The following is a 20,521-nucleotide window of genomic DNA, read 5'->3' as shown; positions in this document are numbered from 1 at the left end:
AGTAACTTGGACCAGTGTTGATCATTTAGCATTGTTCGAGGCATAGCGAGTGTAAAATTGGGTTTGGCGATTTAATTTTACTATCTCGCTATTTTTTTAATCAACAAATGTCAACAGACCCTAATCTAGCTGCTGGTTTGGAAGATAGTTTGATAAAAGAATTGAAACCTAAGTGGAATGGGAATAGGTTCAAAATCAATGAAATCAATGAAATGCCAATATATAAGTTGACTTTGCATGATACGTATTTTAATTGGAGCTGTATTAACTTTGGAATTTCATATTCTAGCTACTTAGGTACGCATGAAAGTCAAATGGATATTTATGTTGGTGATGGTGCTATTCCGCTAGATATAGCTAAAATAGATCGAAATGCTAATAAAAATGGATCAGTTAGGATAAGGCCATTTAAGGGTAAAAAATTACAATTCTGGTTTAGTGAAAATTGTAAACCGATGGAAGTAGTTAATATTTTAATTGAAGCTCCAAACAAAATAAGAATTAAAAAAGTAGGTTAATATAATTCAATTGTATTAAGATATATCTTAATTAATCTTAAGGTGTATCTTTGCGATGTCAAATTCAGACCTTCTCGACGGTAGCGATAGTCTAGTTAAAATCCGAAAACGCCTGTTTGAAGCAGGGCACATGAAACTATTGGTGCTGCATCTTATTTCCCAAGCGCCTAAGTTCAGCTATGACATTATCAAAGATGTTGGAGCAATCGTCGGTGGCGGTTACAGTCCAAGCACAGGTACAATTTACCCAACGCTGAATTACCTCGAAGAACAGCAATACATACATGCAGAACTAAATGCGGAAGACCGTAAACAATACAGCGTTACGCAGTCAGGCTTAGCGCATCTGGATGCCGAAAAAGCCACAGTAGAGAAAATTCTGTGTCGTTTTGATACCCGTAAGCAGATTCATAACAACGAACAATACGTCGACATCAAACGTGCGATGGAAAACTTAAAAGCATCACTGCGCATCAAAATTCAGCACTGTGAACTAACACCTGAACAGGTCTATGCCATTGCAGAAAAAATCGATCAGGCGGCAGTCGAAATCAGCCGTATGGAGGTGACACAATGAAACAGCATCAATATGAAATCACGCTCAAACACATTGCTGATGCGCAGGGCAATCCTTCGACTTATACCGAAGCGTTGCAGTTTAATGCCTACAACCATGATGATATGTTTAAGGTGCTGGAGCATTTGACCAAAGCGCAATTGTTAGATGATGAAAAGACCAAAGCCTTTGCTGTGGGTCTGAAACTGTTTGGTGAAACCTTGTTGGAAAATAAAGACCATCCTTTATTTAAAGATTTCATGCCGCATTTCGGCCAATTTATGAAAACACTAAAACAAACCGTAAAAGCCCAGAACGCAGCCCAAGACGAATAATAGGTATTTACAGATGAATCAACTCCCAAAATTTCATCCCAAACACATGACTTGGCTGATGCCTCTAATTCTGTCCGGCATTATGAGCGGTTCAATTTCCTGCTTTAATATGCTGATGAATAAAGGCTTAGTTGAAGGCTTTCTTGGTATTTGGCTGCGCGCTTGGGGTATGTCATGGATGGTGGCGTTCCCGCTCATTTTGATCGTGTTGCCATTGGTGCGTAATACTTTAATGAAGTTTGTACGCCTGCCGAATGAGTCTGCATCCAAATAAAAGGTACATCCGTTTAGTCATGAGTTGAATGTGACTGCATAGCATCTTGAATGATGGCTGTTAATTCAGTCAGCGATTTAACTCCTGCAATACGTTGAATGACTTGCCCGCGATAAAATACTAAGGTTGAAGGTAGTCCATAAACGTTATAGCGCAAGGTTAGTATCGGTGAGGAATCAATATTTACCTTGCCAAATTTGAGCTGTGCATGCTGTGCGGACATTTGACTTGCGCACTGCTCAAATACAGGGAAGTTCTGCACACAGGGCGCGCACCAGTCTGCATAGAAACGAATCACGGCAAAACCATCGAACCATTCATAGTCGCTGGCGTTATCTTCGTTATATTCAACAACCTGAACCATGTGCTGCCTATTATTAATTTGCTAAATAGTCAGCCAATTATACATAAGTCCATTGTTATTCAATCTGTATGCTTTCTATGTTCAAATAGTGCATAGATAGATGAATAGTCAATAATTGAAAAGGAAAAACAATGTCACAGCAAAGCATGCAGCAGGTCATTATTACTGAGCCAGGCGGTGTAGATAAACTGGCCTATGAAAGCGTTGCCATCCCAGAAGCGAAAGCGGATGAAGTGTTGGTAAAAGTGCATGCCTTTGGCATCAATCGTCCAGACATTTTACAGCGCCAAGGCTTGTACCCAATGCCGAAAGGGGTAACACCAGTACCGGGTTTAGAGGTTGCAGGCGAAGTGGTTGCTGTGGGTGCAGAAGTCACTTTGTTTAAGGTGGGCGATAAGGTTTGCGGACTGACCAATGGTGGCGGTTATGCAGAATATTGCGTGGTGCCTGAAAGCCAAACCATTGCGATTCCTGAAGGCGTCAGCTTTACCCAAGCGGCAGCCATTCCTGAAACCTTCTTTACCGTATGGGCCAATGTATTCCAAATGGGTAAAGCCAAAGCAGGTGAAACGGTACTTATTCATGGCGGTACTAGCGGTATTGGAACCACAGCAATCATGCTGTGTAATGCCTTGGGCATGAAAACCTTTGCTACGGTCGGTTCAGATGAAAAAGTAGCAGCGATCTCTGATATCACACATGCGATTAACTACAAGACTCAAGACTTTGAGCAAGTGATTAATGAAGCGACCAATGAGCAAGGTGTAGATGTCATTCTAGATATCGTTGGAGCACCGTATTTGGCGCAGAACCTCAATCTATTGCGTCGTGATGGTCGTTTGGTCTATATCGCATTTTTAGGCGGTGCAAAAGCCAAAGAGGTGAAATTGGGTCAAATCATGATGAAGCGCTTGACGATTACAGGCTCAACCATGCGTGCGCGTAATACTGCAGAAAAAGCAGAGATTGCCAAAGGCATTCAGGAAAATGTTGTTCCGTTATGGTCTAAAGGTGAATGCCTGCCAATGATTTACAAAACATTTAAGTTTGATCAAATTCAAGAAGCACATGCAGCCATGGATACAGGCGACCATGTGGGTAAGATTGTGGTTGAAGTGATCTAAAGGATTATTTTTAAAACGCGATGTATTTGCAGGGTGTTTTAAAATAATAAAAGAGGGCGATGTCCCTCTTTTTTATTGTCTTACTAAACTTTAGGCATAAAAAAACCAGCTTATCGCTGGGTTCTTTATTACACCATCTTCAGTAGTAGAAGAATGGTGCCCGAGGCCAGACTCGAACTGGCACGCTTTGTGGGCGGGGGATTTTAAATCCCCTGTGTCTACCGATTTCACCACTCGGGCTTAACAAGATTGGAGGCGGAGGTCGGAATCGAACCGGCGTACACGGAGTTGCAGTCCGCTGCATGACCACTCTGCCACCCCGCCATGTCTTGTTGATGCGTATATTAGCAAGCTCTGAAAAAAAAACAATAGCAGATTCATCTGTATGAGCATAAAAGCAGCATACAAGGTAAAAAATTTAAAATAATCATGTATTATGTGCAAAATTGATTCATATCATCACTTGGAGAAGTGCCGTGGCATTAGTTTTAGATGGTCGTGCATTGGCGAAGAAAATTGAAGCTGACTTGTTGACTCGCGTAGAAGCGCTAAAAGAGAAAACTGGTCGTACCCCAATTCTTGCGACTATTTTGGTAGGTGACGATGGTGCATCTGCAACTTATGTACGTATGAAAGGGAATGCTTGCCGCCGTGTTGGTATGGATTCATTAAAAGTTGAGCTTCCTAAAGAAACCACAACTGAGCAATTGCTTGCTGAAATTGAAAAATTGAATGCAAATCCAGATGTTCACGGTATTTTGTTACAACACCCCGTACCTGCTCAAATTGATGAGCGTGCTTGTTTCGATGCGATCTCTCTTGAAAAAGACGTGGATGGCGTGACCTGCTTAGGTTTCGGCCGTATGGCAATGGGTGAAGCAGCATATGGTTCTGCGACTCCTGCAGGCATCATGACCATTTTAAAAGAAAACAACATTGAAATCGCAGGGAAACATGCGGTTGTTGTGGGTCGTTCTGCAATTTTGGGTAAACCAATGTCTGCGATGCTACTTGAAGCGAATGCAACAGTGACCACTTGCCACTCACGTACTCAAAACTTAGCTGACTTTGTTAAGCAAGCTGACATTATTGTGGGTGCGGTAGGTAAAGCTGAATTGATTCAAAAAGATTGGATCAAACCAGGTGCAGTGGTTGTTGACGCTGGCTTCCATCCACGTGATGGCGGCGGTGTAGGTGATATCCAATTGGTGGGTATTGAAGAAGTTGCTTCTGCTTATACACCTGTTCCGGGTGGTGTAGGTCCTATGACCATTACAACGTTGATTCGTCAAACTGTTGAAGCTGCTGAAAAAGCGTTGGGTTAATCTTTAGACCACTCCCTTGCGAAGCAATGCTTCTCATCTCCTAAAAGGAGAGGGAACTGATCGTCTCAAATTGATTCTATGCTGCTCCCTCTCCCTGTGGGAGAGGGTTGGGGTGAGGGTGCTTTTTTATAAATAATCCTCTCCCTAACCCTCTCCTTTAAAAGGAGAGGGAACTTCCGATCTTAATTTAGGCTTATATGACACTAAAACTCTGCATATTCGAAAAATAAAATTCTAATGAGCTGTACTTTCCAATTCCCCCAAGCCCCTGAACATTTACTGAAAGCACTGCATGAAGTCATTCCGCATTGTGAATTACATGCACAACAGTTGCCTGAAACCCCCATTTCTTTATGGTTGATACCGCCTGTATTTCCAACCGATAAATTGGATGATGAAGTCATTCGTCGTATATGGAATGATACGCCGTATTGGATCTTTTGTTGGGCTTCAGGGCTTGCAATGGCGCAGTGGTTGTTGGCAGAGCCGCATCATGTCAAAGATAAAGTCGTGTTGGACTTTGGTGCAGGTTCAGGCGTGGTGGCGATTGCCGCGAAAATGGCAGGGGCGAAACGCGTGATCTGCTGTGACATCGACCAAGTGAGCCTAGATGCATGCCGTGCCAATGCAGAGCTAAACAATGTTGAACTCGAATATTTAGATGATCTGTATAAAGCGGAGCAAGTCGATATTTTATTGGCTGCCGATGTGCTGTATGACCAATGCAATCGTTTCTTTTTGGATGAGTTTTTAAAGTTTGCTCCTGAAGTGTGGGTGGCAGACAGTCGTGTGAAAAACTTTAGTCATCCTAAATATGAAAAACTCGATGAACGAAGCGCGACAACATGGCCTGATTTGGATGAATCACCTGAGTTTCGTAATGTGAGTTTTTATAAAACCCTATAAATATTAAACCCATAAAAAATAAGACGCTTTAAGCGTCTTATTTTTATCTTTTGAACAGCAAATTTGATTAAGAACAGGTATAGCGAACCACACGTAAGGTGGCAGGGCGAGCATCGAGTGCATCACGCGCGCCTAAGTTTTCAGAGTTACGTAGATCAGGAGTATTTGATAGACCGAAGTTCGCACGTGTATTACCAATTTGACGGCCGTACTGGGTATTTTCCAAAGCAGGATTTGCAATTTCGTTCACGCTTAAGATTTGTAATTTATAGGTCTTTTGCGTATTTAATACTTTTTGGCAAGCACGTTGTAATTTATTGGCATCCAGTTGTTGGTTTTGGCGACCCGCTAAAGTATATGCAAGTGTTGCGCTATCTGCAGATTTGGACTCTATTTGAAAGCCCGTTTGACCATTAAAAGCACGTGGAGTGCTTTGGCAAGCAGCCATCGACATTGCAACAATACCCAAACTTAAAACTTTGTAAATATTTTTCATCATTCATTCGCCGTGTGTATTTGTATGTTCAGTATGCCATAGTCCGTCTGTCGACTCGATGGCGAAAACAAAGAAAGCCAAAGAAGTTTGATTAAATCTTTGATGCAGCCGAAACGATGAGTAGATGGAAATGGAGATAAAAAAAGCTCATCAAAATAGGCTTTGATGAGCTTAAGTGGAATAGCAGGGCTGAGCGAATTAATCGTCAGTGATCATGCTATGTTTTTTAGTATCTTTCATGAAGACATAGGTAATTAAAGATAAACCAATCATGAATGTAATGTAGTAGAAGAAGTAGTTTTCATGGCCTGCATTTTTGAAGCTCAAAGCTACAAGTTCTGCGGTACCACCAAAGAGTGTATTTGCAATGGCATAAGGCAATGCAACACCTAGGGCACGGATGTGTGCAGGGAACAACTCTGCTTTTACTACGGCATTAATCGCAGTATAACCAGTGACAATCACCATACCGCTCATGCAAAGCATAAATGCTGTGGTTGGGCTGGTAGTTGAACCGATACCATTGAAAATAGGAATGGTAAACAGCACACCAAGCACACCAAAGGCGATCATAATTGGCTTACGACCAATTTTGTCTGAAAGCGCACCGACAGCAGGTTGTAAAAGCATGAAGATGAAAATTGCAGCAGTGGTAATTTCAGTTGCTGTGGTTTTTTCAAAGCCAGACGTGTTGACCAAATATTTTTGTAAATATGTGGTAAAAGTGTTGAACGCTAAAGTACCACCGGCAGTCAACATGATCACAGTGAAGGCTTGTTTAGGGTATTTGGTAAATAACGCTAAAGCACCTGATTTTGGACCACCATTTTTAGCTTGTTCTTGAGCTTCTTTAGAGGATTGAGTTTCAACTAAACCGCGACGAATCCAGAACACCACAATAGCGAGTAATGCACCGATGAAGAACGGAACACGCCAGCCCCATTCAGTTAAAGCTTGTTCTGAGAAATTGCGTTGTAAGATAATTAAAACGCAAAGTGCCAATAGCTGACCTGAAATCAGTGTGACATATTGGAAACTTGAGAAGAAGCCACGATGGTTTTTACCTGCCATTTCAGTCAAATAGGTGGCACTAGAACCATATTCACCACCAACACTTAAGCCTTGGAGTAAACGCGCTAAAAGTAGAATAGCGGGTGCGAGCATGCCTACAGAATCATAGGTTGGTGCACATGCGATCATCAGTGAGCCGACACACATCAACGATACAGACAGCGTTAAACCTGCTTTACGACCTTTACGGTCCGCATAAATACCCATGACCCATGCGCCGATTGGACGCATTAAGAAACCGAGTGCAAAGACTGCAGCTGCTTGTAAGAGTTTTACAGTATTGTCACCGTCAGGGAAAAATTGCGGTGCAAAGTAAAGGGTAAAGGCAGCGTAGACATACCAGTCGTACCATTCAACGAGGTTGCCGGCAGATCCGCCGAGGATAGATTTGACACGAGTTTTTCTATCCAATTGTTCAGGAACAACTGGCTCAGATGAGTTTGACACATCATTCTCCAAGGAATGAATGCAAAACATATCCATTTAAACTCTTTGGGAAAAGTTTAAATCAATATATTTTGTCGAAATGGGAGATGGAACTATATTTATTTAATTTATACTCCTGTTGTCGCAGAAAATCATGCGACTTTAGTCTATAAAATGCGATTTTTTTGATCAGATAGATTTTTCACGACTAAATGAAAACAACAAAGCCTCATCGATTGAGGCTTTGATTGGAAAAACATGCTGTTTTTGATCAGCTTGATCAATAAGTCATCATCAAATGAACCTGATCAATGCTCCTGAATTTTGGAATGGTGTTTGGTGTCTTTCATAAAGACGTAGACCAATAATGAAATAAAAATCATGATGGTTACATAGATGAAGAACCATGTCTCATAGCCAGCTTCTTTGAAACTTAGGGCAAAAAATTCTGCAGTACCACCAAAGATGGTATCTGTAAGTGCATAAACGGGGTACATCAAAACTGAAGGCTTCTGCAGCTGAACATGCAATATATAAAAGCTTGAAATAAAATTTTAAAAAAGATTAGGTTGAAAAAAAATACAAATCAACTGCTTGTAATTATGTTTGCTTTGAATATAGGTTCTGACTTTAAAATGATTGATTTCATGCTTGAGCCAGCAAGCTTTTAAACGTACATTTAAAATATAACTTCTCATTTATTGAAGGATATAAAAAACTCAGCGTACAAATATCTTGATCAAAATAGGTACTTGATCAAAAAAGCATGATCAATGAGAAAAATAATAAAGCAAAGAAAACGAAGCATTGTTGAATAAAAAGACATAGCGGGAGGGAGCGATGAATACACAACAACAATCAATATATGACATGGTGGTCATTGGTGGTGGAATAAATGGTGTTGGTATTGCCTGTGATGCAGCGGGGCGGGGTTTAAGTGTTTTGCTCTGTGAAAAAGACGATCTCGCGAGCCACACTTCATCTGCAAGTAGCAAATTAATTCATGGTGGTCTTCGCTATTTAGAGCATAAAGAATTTCGTTTGGTACGTGAAGCACTGGCAGAACGCGAAGTTCTGCTTAAAAAAGCCCCTCATATTATTCGACCGATGCGTTTTATCATGCCACATGAACCGCACTTACGTCCGGCTTGGCTGATTCGGACTGGATTATTCTTTTATGATTATTTGGGTAAGCGAGAACAGCTTTCAGGCTCAAATGGTATTGAATTTGATGTGGAAGCTAGTCCTTTAGCATCCAAATTTACCCGAGGGTTCGAATATTCCGATTGTGCAGTAGATGACGCACGCTTAGTTGTACTGAATGCGATACAAGCACGAGAACATGGTGCACAGATTCTGACTCGAACAGAATGTTTAAATGCATATAGCAAAGCTGGAATTTGGCAGGTATGTCTAAAAAATGCCAAGGGATTGCAAAATGTGCAGGCTAAAGTCTTGGTGAATGCGGCAGGTCCTTGGGTTGCTGACTTTATAAAACAGGGGTTAAAGCAAGAGTCACCTTATGGTATACGGCTGATACAGGGTAGTCATATCATTGTTCCAAAACTTTTTGAGGGTGATAAAGCTTTTATTATGCAAAATGATGATCATCGCATTGTCTTTGCGATCCCTTATTTAGAACAATATACCTTGATCGGCACGACAGATCGTGAATATCACGCAGACCCAAATCGAGTAAAGATAAGCCAGGAAGAAATCGATTACTTGCTTGATGTGTCAAATGATCACTTTAAAACTCAATTGACGCAAACGGACATTATTTCAACTTATTCAGGTGTGCGTCCGCTGTGTGATGATGAGTCAGATAATCCAGCCGCAGTCACGCGAGATTACACCTTGGCACTGACCGATGTAGAAGGGGCTGCATTACTTTCAATCTTTGGTGGCAAACTCACCACTTACCGAAAACTTTCAGAAGCGGCGCTAGATCAGCTTAAAACGGTTTTTCATCATCGATCCAAACCTTGGACTGCTGATGCAACATTGCCTGGTGCGGAAAATTTAGAATCGGTAGAGCAGTTGGTAGTTGAAATCCAACAAAAAGTGCGAGGTGTTTCGAGCAGCCTGGCCAGTCGTTGGGCGCATGCTTATGGAACCCGTGTCTGGATTTTGCTGAATCATTTAACTTCGATTGATGAGCTTGGGCAAAACTTTGGACATGGCTTGTATGCTCAAGAAGTGGATTATTTAGTTGAGCAGGAATGGGTGAGAAGTTCTGAAGATATTTTGCAAAGACGGACAAAGTTATATTTGCAATTCAGCGCAGCTGAAGTTGATGTTTTGGATGAATATTTAATGGCAATTCGCATAAAACAAAAAGCTCAAGATGTGGCTTAGTGGATATAAAAAAGACCGCACAAGGCGGTCTTTTAAATCTTTCTTAATCCCTCTTTTAAAGGAGGGAAATTAAAGGCCGATTAAGCAGATTTTTTTACAGCTTCTAAAAGTTCGTCTTGACGTACTTTAAGTGCTTTTGGTAAGCGATCACCAAGTTTGTTGAACAATTCAGTGTGGCTTTCAAGTTCTTTGATCCATTGATCTTTATCTTGAGAAGTTACAAGCTCGAATTGCTCTTTAGTGAAGTCTGAACCAGTCCAGTTCAATTGTTCGTATGTTGGAACAAGGCCGATAGGTGTTTCAACAGCGTCTGCACGACCTTCACAACGGTCAATGATCCACTCAAGAACACGCATGTTTTGACCGAAACCAGGCCATACAAAGTTACCTTCAGCATCACGACGGAACCAGTTCACGTTGTAGATACCAGGAAGTTTATTGCCAGCAGCTTTAGCTTTAGCAGCAACTTCTTCACCAAGTTCTAACCAGTGAGAGAAGTAGTCAGCCATGTTGTAACCCGCAAATGGAAGCATTGCGAATGGGTCACGACGAACGATACCTTGTTGACCAACAGCAGCAGCAGTTGTTTCAGAGCCCATAGTTGCAGCTTTGTAAACACCGTCAACCCAGTCAAATGCTTCTGAAATTAGAGGCACTGTGTCTGCACGACGACCACCGAAGATGAACGCAGAAATCGGAACACCTGCTGGATTTTCCCAGTCAGCATCAATAGAAGGACATTGACCCGCTGAAACAGTGAAACGAGCATTTGGATGCGCAGCTTTTTCACCAGCAACGTGTGGCTGACCTTTCCAGTTAGTCAAGTTAGCAGGCGCTTCTTTAGTCAGACCTTCCCACCATACTTCACCTTCGTCAGTTACAGCAACGTTGGTATAGATTACGTCTTTATGAAGAGTCGCCATACAGTTTGGGTTAGTCTTGGTATTTGTACCAGGTGCTACACCGAAGAAACCAGCTTCAGGGTTGATTGCATATAAACGACCATCTTCACCTGGTTTGATCCAAGCAATATCGTCACCTACAGTTTCAATTTTCCAACCTTCGTAACCCGCTGGTGGAATCAACATCGCGAAGTTTGTTTTACCACAAGCAGAAGGGAATGCAGCTGCGATGTAGTGTTTTTCGCCTTGTGGGTTAGTCACGCCAAGGATGAGCATGTGTTCAGCTAACCAGCCTTGTTGACGACCCATAGAAGATGCAATACGTAAAGCTAGGCATTTTTTACCCAACAATGCGTTACCGCCGTAACCAGAACCGTAAGACCAGATTTCACGAGTTTCTGGATAATGAACGATGTATTTTTCAGGGTTGCAAGGCCAAGCAACGTCTTTTTGACCTTCTTCAAGCGGAGCACCAACAGTGTGTACGCAAGGAATGAAGTCACCGTCAGTACCAAGTACGTCATAAACAGCTTTACCCATACGAGCCATTTTAGACATGCTTACAGCAACGTAAGGAGAATCAGTAAGTTCGATACCGATGTGAGCAATATGAGAACCTAAAGGACCCATAGAGAAAGGAACTACGTACAAAGTACGGCCTTTCATTGAACCGTCAAATAAACCATTCAGACGAGCACGCATTTCAGCTGGAGCTTCCCAGTTGTTTGTTGCGCCTGCATCTTCTTGTTTTTCAGAACAGATGTAAGTACGACCTTCAACACGAGCAACGTCAGAAGGATCAGAATTAGCAAGGTAAGAACCAGGATGTTTTTCTTGGTTAAGTTCTTGCATAGTGCCGTTAGCGATCATCAAGTCGATATAACGTTGATATTCTTCTGCGCTACCGTCACACCATTCGATTTTTGCTGGTTTGGTTAATTTGGCAATTTCTTCCACCCAAGCAATGAGCTTAGGGTGACGAACGAATTCTGGTGCGTTCACTTGGGTCATGGTGAGGCCTATCTCAAAAATGTACTAACCGTACAAAGTATAATCTGCATTATGGGATACATCATGCAGATAAAAGATGAAAAAAAGTGGCTGTATTAAAGCATAAAATCATAAAAAAAATAAGACTAAAGAAGTGGTAGATTTTTTTTGGTAGTTAATGCTATTTATATTAAATATAGATAAAATACAATAACTTAACATATTATGTGGTGAATTTTCACTTTATTTATTAACGTGATGGACAATATTTTATATAGTTATTTTTAATAAAAACAAAAAGTTGCATGTAATTTGTATTTGAGAATTATTATTGATTAAATAAATGGTGGTAATTCGATTTTTACATAAAGGCGCTATTATTTGCTGTTAAATTCGACAAAATACAATACTAAGCGGCCAAGATGTATAAAAAGTGATTAAACAAGCCAAGCCTTTATCTATTATCTATAATAAAAAATCAGGATTTCATGCTGCAAACAAAGATGAAGTCTACGAGGAACTTGTGCGGATATTATCCGATCATAATTTCGAAATACAGTCATTTGAGCTTGGGCAGGAAGCGAGTTTTGATACTTTAATGAGCAAGGTATTTGCACGCCATCAAGACCCTGATAATTTGGGGGTTGTGGTTGCTGCAGGTGGTGATGGAACCTTAAATGCTGTTGCTCATCAGTTGATGCATACCGATATTCCTATGGGGGTCTTACCTTTGGGCACATTTAATTATGTGGCGCGGGTACTCAATATTCCTCTCGATTTAATTCAAGCAGCACAGGTGATTGCGACAGGCACTAATCGACAGGTGCATGTGGCGCAAATCAACGAACATATCTATTTAAACAATGCCAGTTTAGGCTTGTATCCATTATTTATACAAAAAAGAGAGTTTTATAATCAAAAGTTTGGTCGTTTTCCATTACATGCTTATACCTCAGGTTTGGATGTGCTGATTCGAGATCGCAAAGAGTTAAAATTGGAAATCGAAGTCGATCATCATATTTATCCAGTCAAAACGCCCTTGATCTTTTTTGGCAATAATCAATTGCAATTGGCCGATTTAAATTTGCAAATCGCTAAAGATGCAGAGGCAGGTAAAGTTGCAGGTGTGGTGGTCGCAAAAAGTGATAAGAAAACTTTATTTAAAATTTTATGGCAATTGATCCGTGGCAATATCGACAATGCACCAGATGTGTATAGTTTTGCCGCTGATGAAGTCACCATACATACCCAACGAAAAAAAATGACCGTTGCTGTGGATGGTGAGATTGTAGAAATGAAACCGCCGCTTAAAATTCGAGTGCAAAAACAAGCCTTAAAGATACGGGTGCCACATGATACTGCATCTGTCTGATCTGCATTTCGGCACTGAAAAGCCAGAGTGTATGCGCGCTATTCAGCAATTTTGTCGTGAACAGCGTATCGAGGCCGTGGTTGCCAGTGGAGACTTGACCCAACGTGCGCGTTATCGTCAGTTTTATGCATGTAAGCAATTTTTAGAAAGCTTAAAGCTGCCTTATATCGTTGTGCCGGGGAATCATGATATTCCGCTATATCATTTATGGAACCGTGTTTTTAGCCCTTTTGCACGTTATCAATTTTTTTTTGGTGCCATGGAAAATGTACTGGAAACCGAGCATTTTTATTTAATTGGGATCAATAGTATTCGCCGTCGTTACCATACGCGAGGGCATGTATCGCTGGAGCAAATACATCATGTCGAGGAATTACTTAAACATGCGCCGCCCAATAAAGTGAAATTAATCATAGCGCATCAACCTTTTTATACGCCGCCCAATGACCCGCATGGTGTGAAAGATTGTCCTGTTCAAGGGCGTTTGGCACTCGAACAGTGGAGTCAACACGGTTTAAATGGTTTATTGCATGGGCATTTACATGTTCCAGCCAGCTATGACCTCAATCAGATTTATGCTTTAGGTGCTGCGCATCCAGTTTGGGATATTCATGCTGGAACTGCAATGTCATATCGCCTACACGATAACCTTGCCAACAGTTTTAATGTCATTGATGAGCAGATGAATGTGCAGCATTATTTTTATCATTCAAAGTTAAAAATATTCGAAGAAAATCTTAGTACTCATATTTTGGATGAGCTTTAATCCTTTAAATTTAAATTTTGAAGAAAAAAAATACAAAAAAATGAAAAAAATTAAATTTTGCCCTTGAAGGGTTTTTTTCCATCCCCACAAAAGTGTCATCTAAATTATTTTTTGTCGATGGCTTACGGAAATCAAAATGTCATCGTCTTTTATCTAGTAAATAGACTTAGTCTGGAGTTAACTATGAGCAATATTCGTCCTTTGCATGACAACGTTGTGATTCGCCGTGTTGAAAAGGAAACTAAAACTGCTGGTGGTCTTATTTTAAGTACTTCAGCAGCTGAACAACCTGCTCAAGGCGAAGTAATCGCTGTAGGTAATGGCAAAGTAACTGACAATGGCGTACGTGCATTAGACGTTAAAGTTGGTGACAACGTATTGTTTGGCACTTATGCCGGTACAAAAGTAAAAGTAGCAGGCGAAGAGCTTCTTATTATGAAAGAGTCTGACATCTTAGCGGTACTTGAAGCTTAAGTTTCGTACACGCATTTAGACCCTTTTATTCATCATAAATTGTTAAAAATTTTAAAAAGATTCGGAGTTAGACATGTCAGCTAAAGACGTAAAATTTGGTGATTCAGCGCGTTCAAAAATGATCGCGGGTGTAAATGTACTTGCAGATGCTGTAAAAGTGACTTTAGGTCCTAAAGGCCGTAACGTTGTCATCGACCGTTCTTTCGGTGCGCCGCACATCACTAAAGATGGTGTTTCTGTTGCTAAAGAAATCACGTTAAAAGATAAGTTTGAAAACATGGGCGCTCAGCTAGTTCGTGAAGTGTCTTCAAAAACCAACGACATCGCGGGTGACGGTACAACAACTGCAACTGTTCTTGCACAAGCAATCCTTAATGAAGGGATTAAATCAGTAACTGCGGGTATGAACCCAATGGATCTTAAACGCGGTATCGACATCGCGGTTAAAGCTGTAGTTGCTGAAATTAAAGCGACTGCAAAACCTGCATCTGACTCTAAAGCGATTGAACAAGTAGGTTCTATTTCTGCGAACTCTGACACCACTGTTGGTAAACTTATTGCTCAAGCAATGGAAAAAGTCGGTAAAGAGGGTGTAATTACAGTTGAAGAGGGTTCAGGCTTTGAAGATTCTCTAGATGTTGTAGAGGGTATGCAGTTTGACCGTGGTTACATCAGCCCGTACTTTGCAAACAAGCAAGATACACTAACAGCTGAACTTGAAAACCCATACATTCTTCTTGTTGATAAAAAAATCAGCAACATCCGCGAATTAATTGCTGTACTTGAAGCTGTTGCTAAAACAGGTAAACCGCTTCTTATCATTGCTGAAGATGTTGAAGGTGAAGCACTTGCAACTCTTGTTGTAAACAACATGCGTGGCATTATCAAAGTTTGTGCTGTTAAAGCACCTGGTTTTGGTGATCGTCGTAAAGCGATGCTTCAAGACATCGCGATTTTAACTGGCGCGACTGTAGTTTCTGAAGAGGTTGGTATGTCTTTAGACCAAACTACACTTGAGCACTTAGGTACAGCGCATAAAGTGACTGTTTCTAAAGAAAACACAGTAATTGTTGATGGTGCAGGTGTTGCAGAGCAAATTGCTGAACGTGTAACTCAAATTCGTGCTCAAATTGAAGAATCAACTTCAGAATACGACAAAGAAAAACTTCAAGAACGCGTTGCTAAATTGGCAGGCGGTGTTGCTGTAATCAAAATCGGCGCTGCAACTGAAGTTGAAATGAAAGAGAAGAAAGATCGCGTTGATGATGCACTTCATGCAACTCGTGCTGCAGTTGAAGAAGGTGTTGTAGCAGGTGGTGGTGTTGCACTTGTACGTGCTGCAAAAGCACTTGAAGGTGTGTCTGGTGCTAACGATGATCAAAATGTTGGTATCAATATTTTACGTCGTGCGATTGAAGCGCCGCTTCGTCAAATCGTTGCAAACTCTGGTGATGAGCCTTCAGTTGTAATCAATGCTGTGAAAAACGGTGAAGGTAACTTCGGTTATAACGCTGCGACTTCAGAGTATGGCGATATGTTAGAAATGGGTATTCTTGACCCAGCGAAAGTAACACGTTCTGCGCTTGAGCATGCTGCATCTGTTGCGGGCTTAATGCTTACAACTGAATGTATGATCACTGAAATTCCAGAAGATAAACCTGCTATGCCTGATATGGGCGGTATGGGTGGCATGGGCGGTATGATGTAAGCTAATTGCTGCAAGATAAAATTAAACCCTGCATTTTGCAGGGTTTTTTTTGTGATGTGTGTTGTAATTATGTGATTATTTGAATAACATAACGCAAATTAATGTAAAACATGTGATCATTTTTATTCTTTATATTGAGAATAAGAAATTGTTATTGATTTGTATGATTTATATATTGGAATATTTAAAATTTTAATTTATGATTTTATCAACATGTTCTTTATAAGAATAGCAATGATAAATCAAGACGGTAAGCGAATAAAATGCATGAATAAACATTCAAAAGTATTCGATCCCAATTGTGAAAAAATTCTCGTGAGTAAAAAAGAGTTACAGATGCTTTACAAGACAATACGTGACTATGAAGAGAGAATTAATTTTTACGAGCTTGAAAATAAAAAATATTTAAAATTGTTGAATAAGGATAGTTCTATCTCTGAATGAATTGGTCAATTAAATCTTTGATGATTTGTTTTTGACTCGCATTCAATGTCCGAAATTTTAAAAAATAATCAAGTTCTGATTGATCATTTGACTCAAGATTGGATGATCCTAATGTGTTGTCGCCAAAGCGTAACCACTGGCTAGTGACATTGAGCCAAATAGAAAGAATAGCCAGTTTATCTTGATTTGGAATCGCTTTACCTAATAACCAATTATTTGCCGATTGTACTGAAACAGGAGCGCCATCATATCTATGATTAAACTCTTTTGACAAATAAGTTGGGCTAATAGGGTGATTTGAATCTATTAGTGCCTGTTTCAAGCGTTCACTAAAAGCTAACTTTTCTTGTAGATTACTCATATTTCATTGATTCTGCTTACAAAAATTAAGGACTCTTAAATGTAACAGAATGTCGATAAGAGTCCGGTAAATTTAAATGTTGATTGTAGAAAATAGCCAAATAAATAACAATCATTTTTCGTCTAATTATTGATAAATAAGAGTAATTTTTTGTAAGGAGGATAAACGATACGTGTTTACGAGCAATCAAATATTGATTGATTAAAGAGTAAAAGTTAAAGGAAATATAATTCTTTAATATTAATTTTATTATATAAAAAATATCAAAAAAACAATAAATTATAGTATTTTTTGTATAAAAAAAAGAATTAAAATATTTTTTATTTAAAAATAAATCAAATTTTGATTGATATTAATGTTTCATTTTGTATATTATTGCCACAGCACCGCAGGGGCGGTTGGCTATGAATTGCGGATTCTCCAGACGATAAGTACGCATTCGTAAAAGTTTCGCTGGTAAACATCATCCTAGGGTCTACCAGTCTTTTTATAAAAATTGAAGGAATTTGTATGAAATTTCAAAAGACACTTTTAGCAGCAAGTTTGGCATTTTTAGCAGTTGGTGCAAATGCAAAAAATGCAAATCCAACCCAGCGATCTGAAGGTTTGTTTAATAGTACAGGTTATGTGTTCTCACCAGTTCTTAATCAAGGTACTAGCGGGACTGACTTGGGGACTGGTGCTGTTAGTTCAGTTACTGGAAATGGTTCTCAAGTAACTTATGAAATTTTTAACTATAAAACGGCATCTGGTAAAGAAGTAGTTAGCGTAACAAAGTTGGGTTCAAAAACATCTGAAGGTTTTTTTGAATTTGTTAAAGATGCTGCTGGAAATGATCAACTAGTAGAATACAAGGGTAATGATGTTTTACTTGACACGCTATCTAATGGCGGTCAATTAATGGATTCTACAGCTGGTACAACAACTACTGGCTATGAGTTAAAAGCAATTAATAATGAACATTTAGTATATGGTTATCAAGGTAATGTTGGTGGTTTGAATCAACAATTACAAGGTGCGTATATTAATCCAGAAGGTGTTACTACTCAGTTTAAAGGTACACTAATCGTTCCAGGTACTTCAAATTCTAAATATGTAAACTCAGGTATTATTGGAAATACTGGTGCATATGATGCCGTAACTGGTCAGCCTTTAGATGTATCTAAAAATATTTATGGTGTAAGTGCTAAAGATGGCAACAATTTTGTTGCATTAACAGGTAATGGTATTGCATTAGCTGATCTTAGCTTAGGCACTCTTCAGTATGACGGCAGTGTTATTACAAATGAAAAACAAGTAGGTGCAGCAAATAGTTCGACATTAAAAACTCGTCAATATACTATTGGTAGTCGTACAATTCTTGAAGTTTATAATGATGACGCTGGCAATGAAGTTGCTTCAAAATTCTATGCAGCAACTGAAAATGCTGATGGTAATTATACACTGGCAGGAGTTGCTGATGTAACAGCAGCAGATGTAGCTGATTTATTACCAACTCGTACAGGTACAGCAACATATACAACTGGTAAATTTGAACAAGCAGTTGTTCATAATACAATTACTAATAAAAATGTAACTTATAGCGAATCGGTTACATCTGTAGATAAATCTAAACTTCAAGCAGGTATTGTAAAAACTACTGGTGCTACTGGTGCTACTGCAGTCGCTAATGAAAACGTTGGTGAGGCTACTATCAAAACTACTCAATCAGTTTCAACTGGTGTGATTAATAAAGTAGATGACCAAAACGTTTATGGCGTTGAAGTTAAGAAAACGACTGTTGATTCAGAAGGTAAGCAAACTACTGCAACAACAAAAATCACTGCTGACTATGTTGACTCTGGTGATTTCCGTATCAATGGCGTAAGTATTGTTGACAACATCAAATCTTCTGTTGATGGTGCTGTAGCAGGTGCAACAGAAGCTATTGATGCTAAAGTTGCTGAAGTTGACCAAAAAATCGTACAAGTTGATGAGCGTTTAACTCAGTTCAATACTGTTGCAGCTGGTTTAAACAGCCGTGTTGACCAATTGAACAGCCGTATTGATGACGTAGAGAAAACAGCTTACCGTGGTGTTGCAATTGCTTTAGCTGCTCAACAACAAATTCCTAACATTGGTGCAGGTCAATTTGCAGTATTTGGTGGTGTTGGTCACTACGAAGGTGAATCTGCAGGTGCTCTAGGTGTTGCAAGCGTATTTGCTGATGGCCGTACTTCACTTAGCGCTGCAATCGGTGTTGCTGGTGGTAGCGAAGTTGGTGGTCGTGTAGGTCTTTCTTATGTATTTGGCGGTAAATAATTAACCCGTTAATACATTTGGATTAAACAAAAAATCCCCGCTTTTGCGGGGATTTTTTATGACTAACATATGACTACAAATGTTAAATAAAAACGCTAATCAAGCTTTTTAGTGAGCTGGAAATTAAATTCAGGCATTTCCAATTTTTCACCTTTATCACCACGAAGCTCAATAAAGTTTTCGCCTACAAAATAAATTCGATTGTCGCCTTGGGCATCAAGTTGAATCATCCCAGGTTGATCTGGCAAAAACTTAAAACTGCCTTTCACTTTATTTTCAGTGTTTGCAGCTTTACCTAAAAACTCTTGGCTGAGTTCATAGCTCTTATCAAGTTTAAGTTCAAGTTCGGTTTCAATTCCTTTGCAATCATGGCAAGGCAGAATTCCTTTATATTCACCCGCCCAATCAAGTGCATTTTCGGTGTTATCACCTGTGGCAATCGGGCTTTCTGAGGCAGCGTCGGTATTGGCAATGACGTTATTATCTGGTGGTGTCGCAGTTTCAGAATCATTGCTAGTCTTTGAACATGCCGTTAAGGTTGCACTGACCATACAGAGAGCGAGCATTAGTTTTTTCATGAGATTTATACACCGTACGTACCCAATATAATGCTAAGCGTGGCTTTTATTGCGCAAGAAAAATAGCCTATTCTTGTTAACAATTGTGTGTTTGGTTAATACATCAAAACAGACATTTGATTTTTAAAATTCGTAAATAGTGAAATATTGGTGATTTACCTAAAAGTGAACGCTAAAGGACATTTATATATTAATTGGTGGATTACTGAACAATATAGGCTTTTATAATTATTTTGCGTTGTTAAACTCTGTGGCATAGAAAAAACTGTCGGTGCAAATTGTGTTTGAAAAAACAGCGGAAAAAAGTCTGAACTTAATGGGGTGGCAAATTGATAACCATTGGGATTTAAATATCGACCAATGTGTCATGATTGCAGCGCCACATACCAGTAATTGGGATGCACTTTATGCACGCCTTGCCCTGAAAGCTTTAGGGGTTAATGTTCGTATCACGATTAAAGACAGTTATATGAAATTCCCGTTTGGGCCTTTTGTACGTGCCATGGGCGGAATTGGTATTAATCGACGTCCAAAACAAGATGGTGAAGCTCGTCAAAGTATGGTTGAGCTGATGGCTGACTTGTTCAAGCATCATCCAAAATTGGTCATGTTGGTGACGCCAGAAGGGACACGCGCCAAACAAGAGAAGTGGAAAACTGGTTTTTACCATGTTGCTATGCAAGCGGGTGTGCCGATTGCTTTAGCCTATATGGACTATGCGCAGAAAAAGACTGGGGTGGGTAAAATTGTTTATCCTACAGGCGATTATGAAAAAGATATGGCTGAAATCATGGATTTTTACGCGCAAATACATGCCAAATTTCCTGAAAAATTCAGTGTCGATACACGCTATCACTAATCCAACAATCCAA

The 20,521-nt window shown here is 39.8% G+C and carries 20 protein-coding genes, 2 tRNA genes and 1 pseudogene; 14 read left to right on the top strand and 9 right to left on the bottom strand.

All coding sequences use genetic code 11. From position 1 onward, the window contains the following. The first annotated feature begins 107 nt into the window (after nucleotides 1-107). Genes FTU64_RS13765 through FTU64_RS13750 form a run of 4 tightly spaced genes read left to right on the top strand, consistent with a single transcriptional unit; the run spans nucleotide 108 to nucleotide 1,683 of the window. Nucleotides 108-518 carry a hypothetical protein gene (locus tag FTU64_RS13765; RefSeq protein WP_180060054.1) on the top strand — a complete coding sequence of 137 codons (411 nt, stop codon included), beginning with the start codon at nucleotides 108-110 and terminating at the stop codon, nucleotides 516-518. A 55-nt stretch (nucleotides 519-573) separates the two neighbouring features. Beyond that, nucleotides 574-1,095 carry a PadR family transcriptional regulator gene (locus tag FTU64_RS13760; protein WP_180060052.1) on the top strand — a complete coding sequence of 174 codons (522 nt, stop codon included), beginning with the start codon at nucleotides 574-576 and terminating at the stop codon, nucleotides 1,093-1,095. Next, the gene (locus FTU64_RS13755) at nucleotides 1,092-1,409 is read left to right on the top strand and encodes a DUF3861 domain-containing protein (RefSeq protein ID WP_180011006.1); all 318 of its coding nucleotides are present in this window, start codon (nucleotides 1,092-1,094) and stop codon (nucleotides 1,407-1,409) included. The genes FTU64_RS13760 and FTU64_RS13755 overlap by 4 nt, the downstream gene beginning before the upstream one ends. A 13-nt stretch (nucleotides 1,410-1,422) precedes the next feature. Next, nucleotides 1,423-1,683 carry a DUF2798 domain-containing protein gene (locus FTU64_RS13750; protein ID WP_111885646.1) on the top strand — a complete coding sequence of 87 codons (261 nt, stop codon included), beginning with the start codon at nucleotides 1,423-1,425 and terminating at the stop codon, nucleotides 1,681-1,683. Between the two features lie 13 nt (nucleotides 1,684-1,696). Here the strand turns inward: FTU64_RS13750 and FTU64_RS13745 are convergent, their stop codons facing one another. Continuing rightward, complete coding sequence (locus FTU64_RS13745) at nucleotides 1,697-2,047, bottom strand: co-chaperone YbbN (protein WP_180041690.1); 351 nt, start codon at nucleotides 2,045-2,047, stop codon at nucleotides 1,697-1,699. 131 nt (nucleotides 2,048-2,178) lie between these two features. Between FTU64_RS13745 and FTU64_RS13740 the strand changes: the two genes are divergently transcribed. Further along, nucleotides 2,179-3,171, top strand: coding sequence for an NAD(P)H-quinone oxidoreductase (locus tag FTU64_RS13740; RefSeq protein ID WP_180041692.1), 993 nt, complete (start codon nucleotides 2,179-2,181; stop codon nucleotides 3,169-3,171). A gap of 154 nt (nucleotides 3,172-3,325) precedes the next feature. Here FTU64_RS13740 and FTU64_RS13735 read toward each other — a convergent pair. Next, a tRNA-Leu gene (locus tag FTU64_RS13735) sits at nucleotides 3,326-3,411 on the bottom strand. 10 nt (nucleotides 3,412-3,421) lie between these two features. Next, nucleotides 3,422-3,495: transfer RNA gene (locus FTU64_RS13730), tRNA-Cys, on the bottom strand. A 152-nt stretch (nucleotides 3,496-3,647) separates the two neighbouring features. Between FTU64_RS13730 and folD the strand changes: the two genes are divergently transcribed. Together folD and FTU64_RS13720 are read left to right on the top strand one after the other, a co-directional pair. Further along, complete coding sequence (folD, locus tag FTU64_RS13725) at nucleotides 3,648-4,496, top strand: bifunctional methylenetetrahydrofolate dehydrogenase/methenyltetrahydrofolate cyclohydrolase FolD (protein ID WP_078192972.1); 849 nt, start codon at nucleotides 3,648-3,650, stop codon at nucleotides 4,494-4,496. 237 nt (nucleotides 4,497-4,733) lie between these two features. Further along, a complete protein-coding gene (locus tag FTU64_RS13720; RefSeq protein WP_180003940.1) occupies nucleotides 4,734-5,402 on the top strand; it encodes a methyltransferase in 669 nt (222 codons plus the stop codon). A gap of 67 nt (nucleotides 5,403-5,469) precedes the next feature. Here FTU64_RS13720 and FTU64_RS13715 read toward each other — a convergent pair whose 3' ends face one another. From FTU64_RS13715 to FTU64_RS13705, 3 genes and pseudogenes are all read right to left on the bottom strand, one after another. Next, nucleotides 5,470-5,898: a hypothetical protein gene (locus FTU64_RS13715; protein ID WP_078193296.1), complete on the bottom strand. Its 429-nt coding sequence runs from the start codon at nucleotides 5,896-5,898 to the stop codon at nucleotides 5,470-5,472. A gap of 198 nt (nucleotides 5,899-6,096) precedes the next feature. Next, nucleotides 6,097-7,416: an MFS transporter gene (locus FTU64_RS13710; RefSeq protein ID WP_078190125.1), complete on the bottom strand. Its 1,320-nt coding sequence runs from the start codon at nucleotides 7,414-7,416 to the stop codon at nucleotides 6,097-6,099. A 287-nt stretch (nucleotides 7,417-7,703) separates the two neighbouring features. After that, nucleotides 7,704-7,880 (bottom strand): annotated as a pseudogene (locus tag FTU64_RS13705) (alpha-ketoglutarate permease); the annotation flags it as partial. Nucleotides 7,881-8,235: 355 nt separating this feature from the next. Between FTU64_RS13705 and glpD the strand changes: the two are divergent. Continuing rightward, complete coding sequence (gene glpD, locus FTU64_RS13700) at nucleotides 8,236-9,753, top strand: glycerol-3-phosphate dehydrogenase (RefSeq protein WP_180055805.1); 1,518 nt, start codon at nucleotides 8,236-8,238, stop codon at nucleotides 9,751-9,753. A gap of 80 nt (nucleotides 9,754-9,833) precedes the next feature. On the opposite strand, the gene FTU64_RS13695 is transcribed toward glpD, so the two are convergent. Next, nucleotides 9,834-11,666, bottom strand: a complete 1,833-nt coding sequence (locus tag FTU64_RS13695) for a phosphoenolpyruvate carboxykinase (GTP) (protein ID WP_180055804.1) — start codon at nucleotides 11,664-11,666, stop codon at nucleotides 9,834-9,836. A gap of 412 nt (nucleotides 11,667-12,078) precedes the next feature. Between FTU64_RS13695 and FTU64_RS13690 the strand changes: the two genes are divergently transcribed. The 4 genes from FTU64_RS13690 (at nucleotide 12,079) to groL (ending at nucleotide 15,965) form a co-directional block, all read left to right on the top strand. Next, entirely contained in the window at nucleotides 12,079-13,017 is a 939-nt protein-coding gene (locus tag FTU64_RS13690; protein ID WP_180055803.1) for a diacylglycerol kinase family protein, read from the top strand. Further along, nucleotides 12,998-13,783 carry a metallophosphoesterase gene (locus FTU64_RS13685; protein ID WP_180055802.1) on the top strand — a complete coding sequence of 262 codons (786 nt, stop codon included), beginning with the start codon at nucleotides 12,998-13,000 and terminating at the stop codon, nucleotides 13,781-13,783. Before FTU64_RS13690 ends, FTU64_RS13685 begins: the two co-directional genes overlap by 20 nt. A gap of 183 nt (nucleotides 13,784-13,966) precedes the next feature. Next, a complete protein-coding gene (gene groES / locus FTU64_RS13680; RefSeq protein ID WP_078192966.1) occupies nucleotides 13,967-14,257 on the top strand; it encodes a co-chaperone GroES in 291 nt (96 codons plus the stop codon). A gap of 73 nt (nucleotides 14,258-14,330) precedes the next feature. After that, nucleotides 14,331-15,965, top strand: coding sequence for a chaperonin GroEL (gene groL, locus FTU64_RS13675; RefSeq protein ID WP_078192965.1), 1,635 nt, complete (start codon nucleotides 14,331-14,333; stop codon nucleotides 15,963-15,965). A 430-nt stretch (nucleotides 15,966-16,395) separates the two neighbouring features. On the opposite strand, the gene FTU64_RS13670 is transcribed toward groL, so the two are convergent. Continuing rightward, nucleotides 16,396-16,770 (bottom strand): hypothetical protein, encoded by a 375-nt coding sequence (locus tag FTU64_RS13670; RefSeq protein WP_180024135.1) that lies wholly within the window; start codon nucleotides 16,768-16,770, stop codon nucleotides 16,396-16,398. A 510-nt stretch (nucleotides 16,771-17,280) separates the two neighbouring features. Here FTU64_RS13670 and FTU64_RS13665 point away from each other — a divergent pair. Then, complete coding sequence (locus FTU64_RS13665; RefSeq protein ID WP_180055801.1) at nucleotides 17,281-19,071, top strand: YadA C-terminal domain-containing protein; 1,791 nt, start codon at nucleotides 17,281-17,283, stop codon at nucleotides 19,069-19,071. 95 nt (nucleotides 19,072-19,166) lie between these two features. Here the strand turns inward: FTU64_RS13665 and FTU64_RS13660 are convergent, their stop codons facing one another. Continuing rightward, on the bottom strand, nucleotides 19,167-19,649 hold the full coding sequence (locus FTU64_RS13660) for a copper resistance protein NlpE (protein ID WP_180055800.1): 483 nt from the start codon (nucleotides 19,647-19,649) through the stop codon (nucleotides 19,167-19,169). 280 nt (nucleotides 19,650-19,929) lie between these two features. Between FTU64_RS13660 and FTU64_RS13655 the strand changes: the two genes are divergently transcribed. Beyond that, complete coding sequence (locus FTU64_RS13655; RefSeq protein ID WP_171262613.1) at nucleotides 19,930-20,508, top strand: 1-acyl-sn-glycerol-3-phosphate acyltransferase; 579 nt, start codon at nucleotides 19,930-19,932, stop codon at nucleotides 20,506-20,508. The last annotated feature ends 13 nt before the right edge of the window (nucleotides 20,509-20,521 follow it).

Origin of the sequence: Acinetobacter sp. YH12128 (assembly GCF_013418655.1) — a bacterium.
In the GTDB taxonomy this organism is placed as follows: domain Bacteria; phylum Pseudomonadota; class Gammaproteobacteria; order Pseudomonadales; family Moraxellaceae; genus Acinetobacter; species Acinetobacter amyesii.
Note: the sequence above shows the minus strand (reverse complement) of the source record. Positions and strands in the feature narration are given on the sequence as shown.

Coding starts and splice junctions, on each gene's coding strand:
- FTU64_RS13765 (WP_180060054.1), top strand. CDS start 108: ATGTCAACAGACCCTAATCTAGCTGCTGGTTTGGAAGATAGTTTGATA.
- FTU64_RS13760 (WP_180060052.1), top strand. CDS start 574: ATGTCAAATTCAGACCTTCTCGACGGTAGCGATAGTCTAGTTAAAATC.
- FTU64_RS13755 (WP_180011006.1), top strand. CDS start 1,092: ATGAAACAGCATCAATATGAAATCACGCTCAAACACATTGCTGATGCG.
- FTU64_RS13750 (WP_111885646.1), top strand. CDS start 1,423: ATGAATCAACTCCCAAAATTTCATCCCAAACACATGACTTGGCTGATG.
- FTU64_RS13745 (WP_180041690.1), bottom strand. CDS start 2,047: ATGGTTCAGGTTGTTGAATATAACGAAGATAACGCCAGCGACTATGAA.
- FTU64_RS13740 (WP_180041692.1), top strand. CDS start 2,179: ATGTCACAGCAAAGCATGCAGCAGGTCATTATTACTGAGCCAGGCGGT.
- FTU64_RS13720 (WP_180003940.1), top strand. CDS start 4,734: ATGAGCTGTACTTTCCAATTCCCCCAAGCCCCTGAACATTTACTGAAA.
- FTU64_RS13715 (WP_078193296.1), bottom strand. CDS start 5,898: ATGAAAAATATTTACAAAGTTTTAAGTTTGGGTATTGTTGCAATGTCG.
- glpD (WP_180055805.1), top strand. CDS start 8,236: ATGAATACACAACAACAATCAATATATGACATGGTGGTCATTGGTGGT.
- FTU64_RS13695 (WP_180055804.1), bottom strand. CDS start 11,666: ATGACCCAAGTGAACGCACCAGAATTCGTTCGTCACCCTAAGCTCATT.
- FTU64_RS13685 (WP_180055802.1), top strand. CDS start 12,998: ATGATACTGCATCTGTCTGATCTGCATTTCGGCACTGAAAAGCCAGAG.
- groES (WP_078192966.1), top strand. CDS start 13,967: ATGAGCAATATTCGTCCTTTGCATGACAACGTTGTGATTCGCCGTGTT.
- groL (WP_078192965.1), top strand. CDS start 14,331: ATGTCAGCTAAAGACGTAAAATTTGGTGATTCAGCGCGTTCAAAAATG.
- FTU64_RS13670 (WP_180024135.1), bottom strand. CDS start 16,770: ATGAGTAATCTACAAGAAAAGTTAGCTTTTAGTGAACGCTTGAAACAG.
- FTU64_RS13665 (WP_180055801.1), top strand. CDS start 17,281: ATGAAATTTCAAAAGACACTTTTAGCAGCAAGTTTGGCATTTTTAGCA.
- FTU64_RS13660 (WP_180055800.1), bottom strand. CDS start 19,649: ATGAAAAAACTAATGCTCGCTCTCTGTATGGTCAGTGCAACCTTAACG.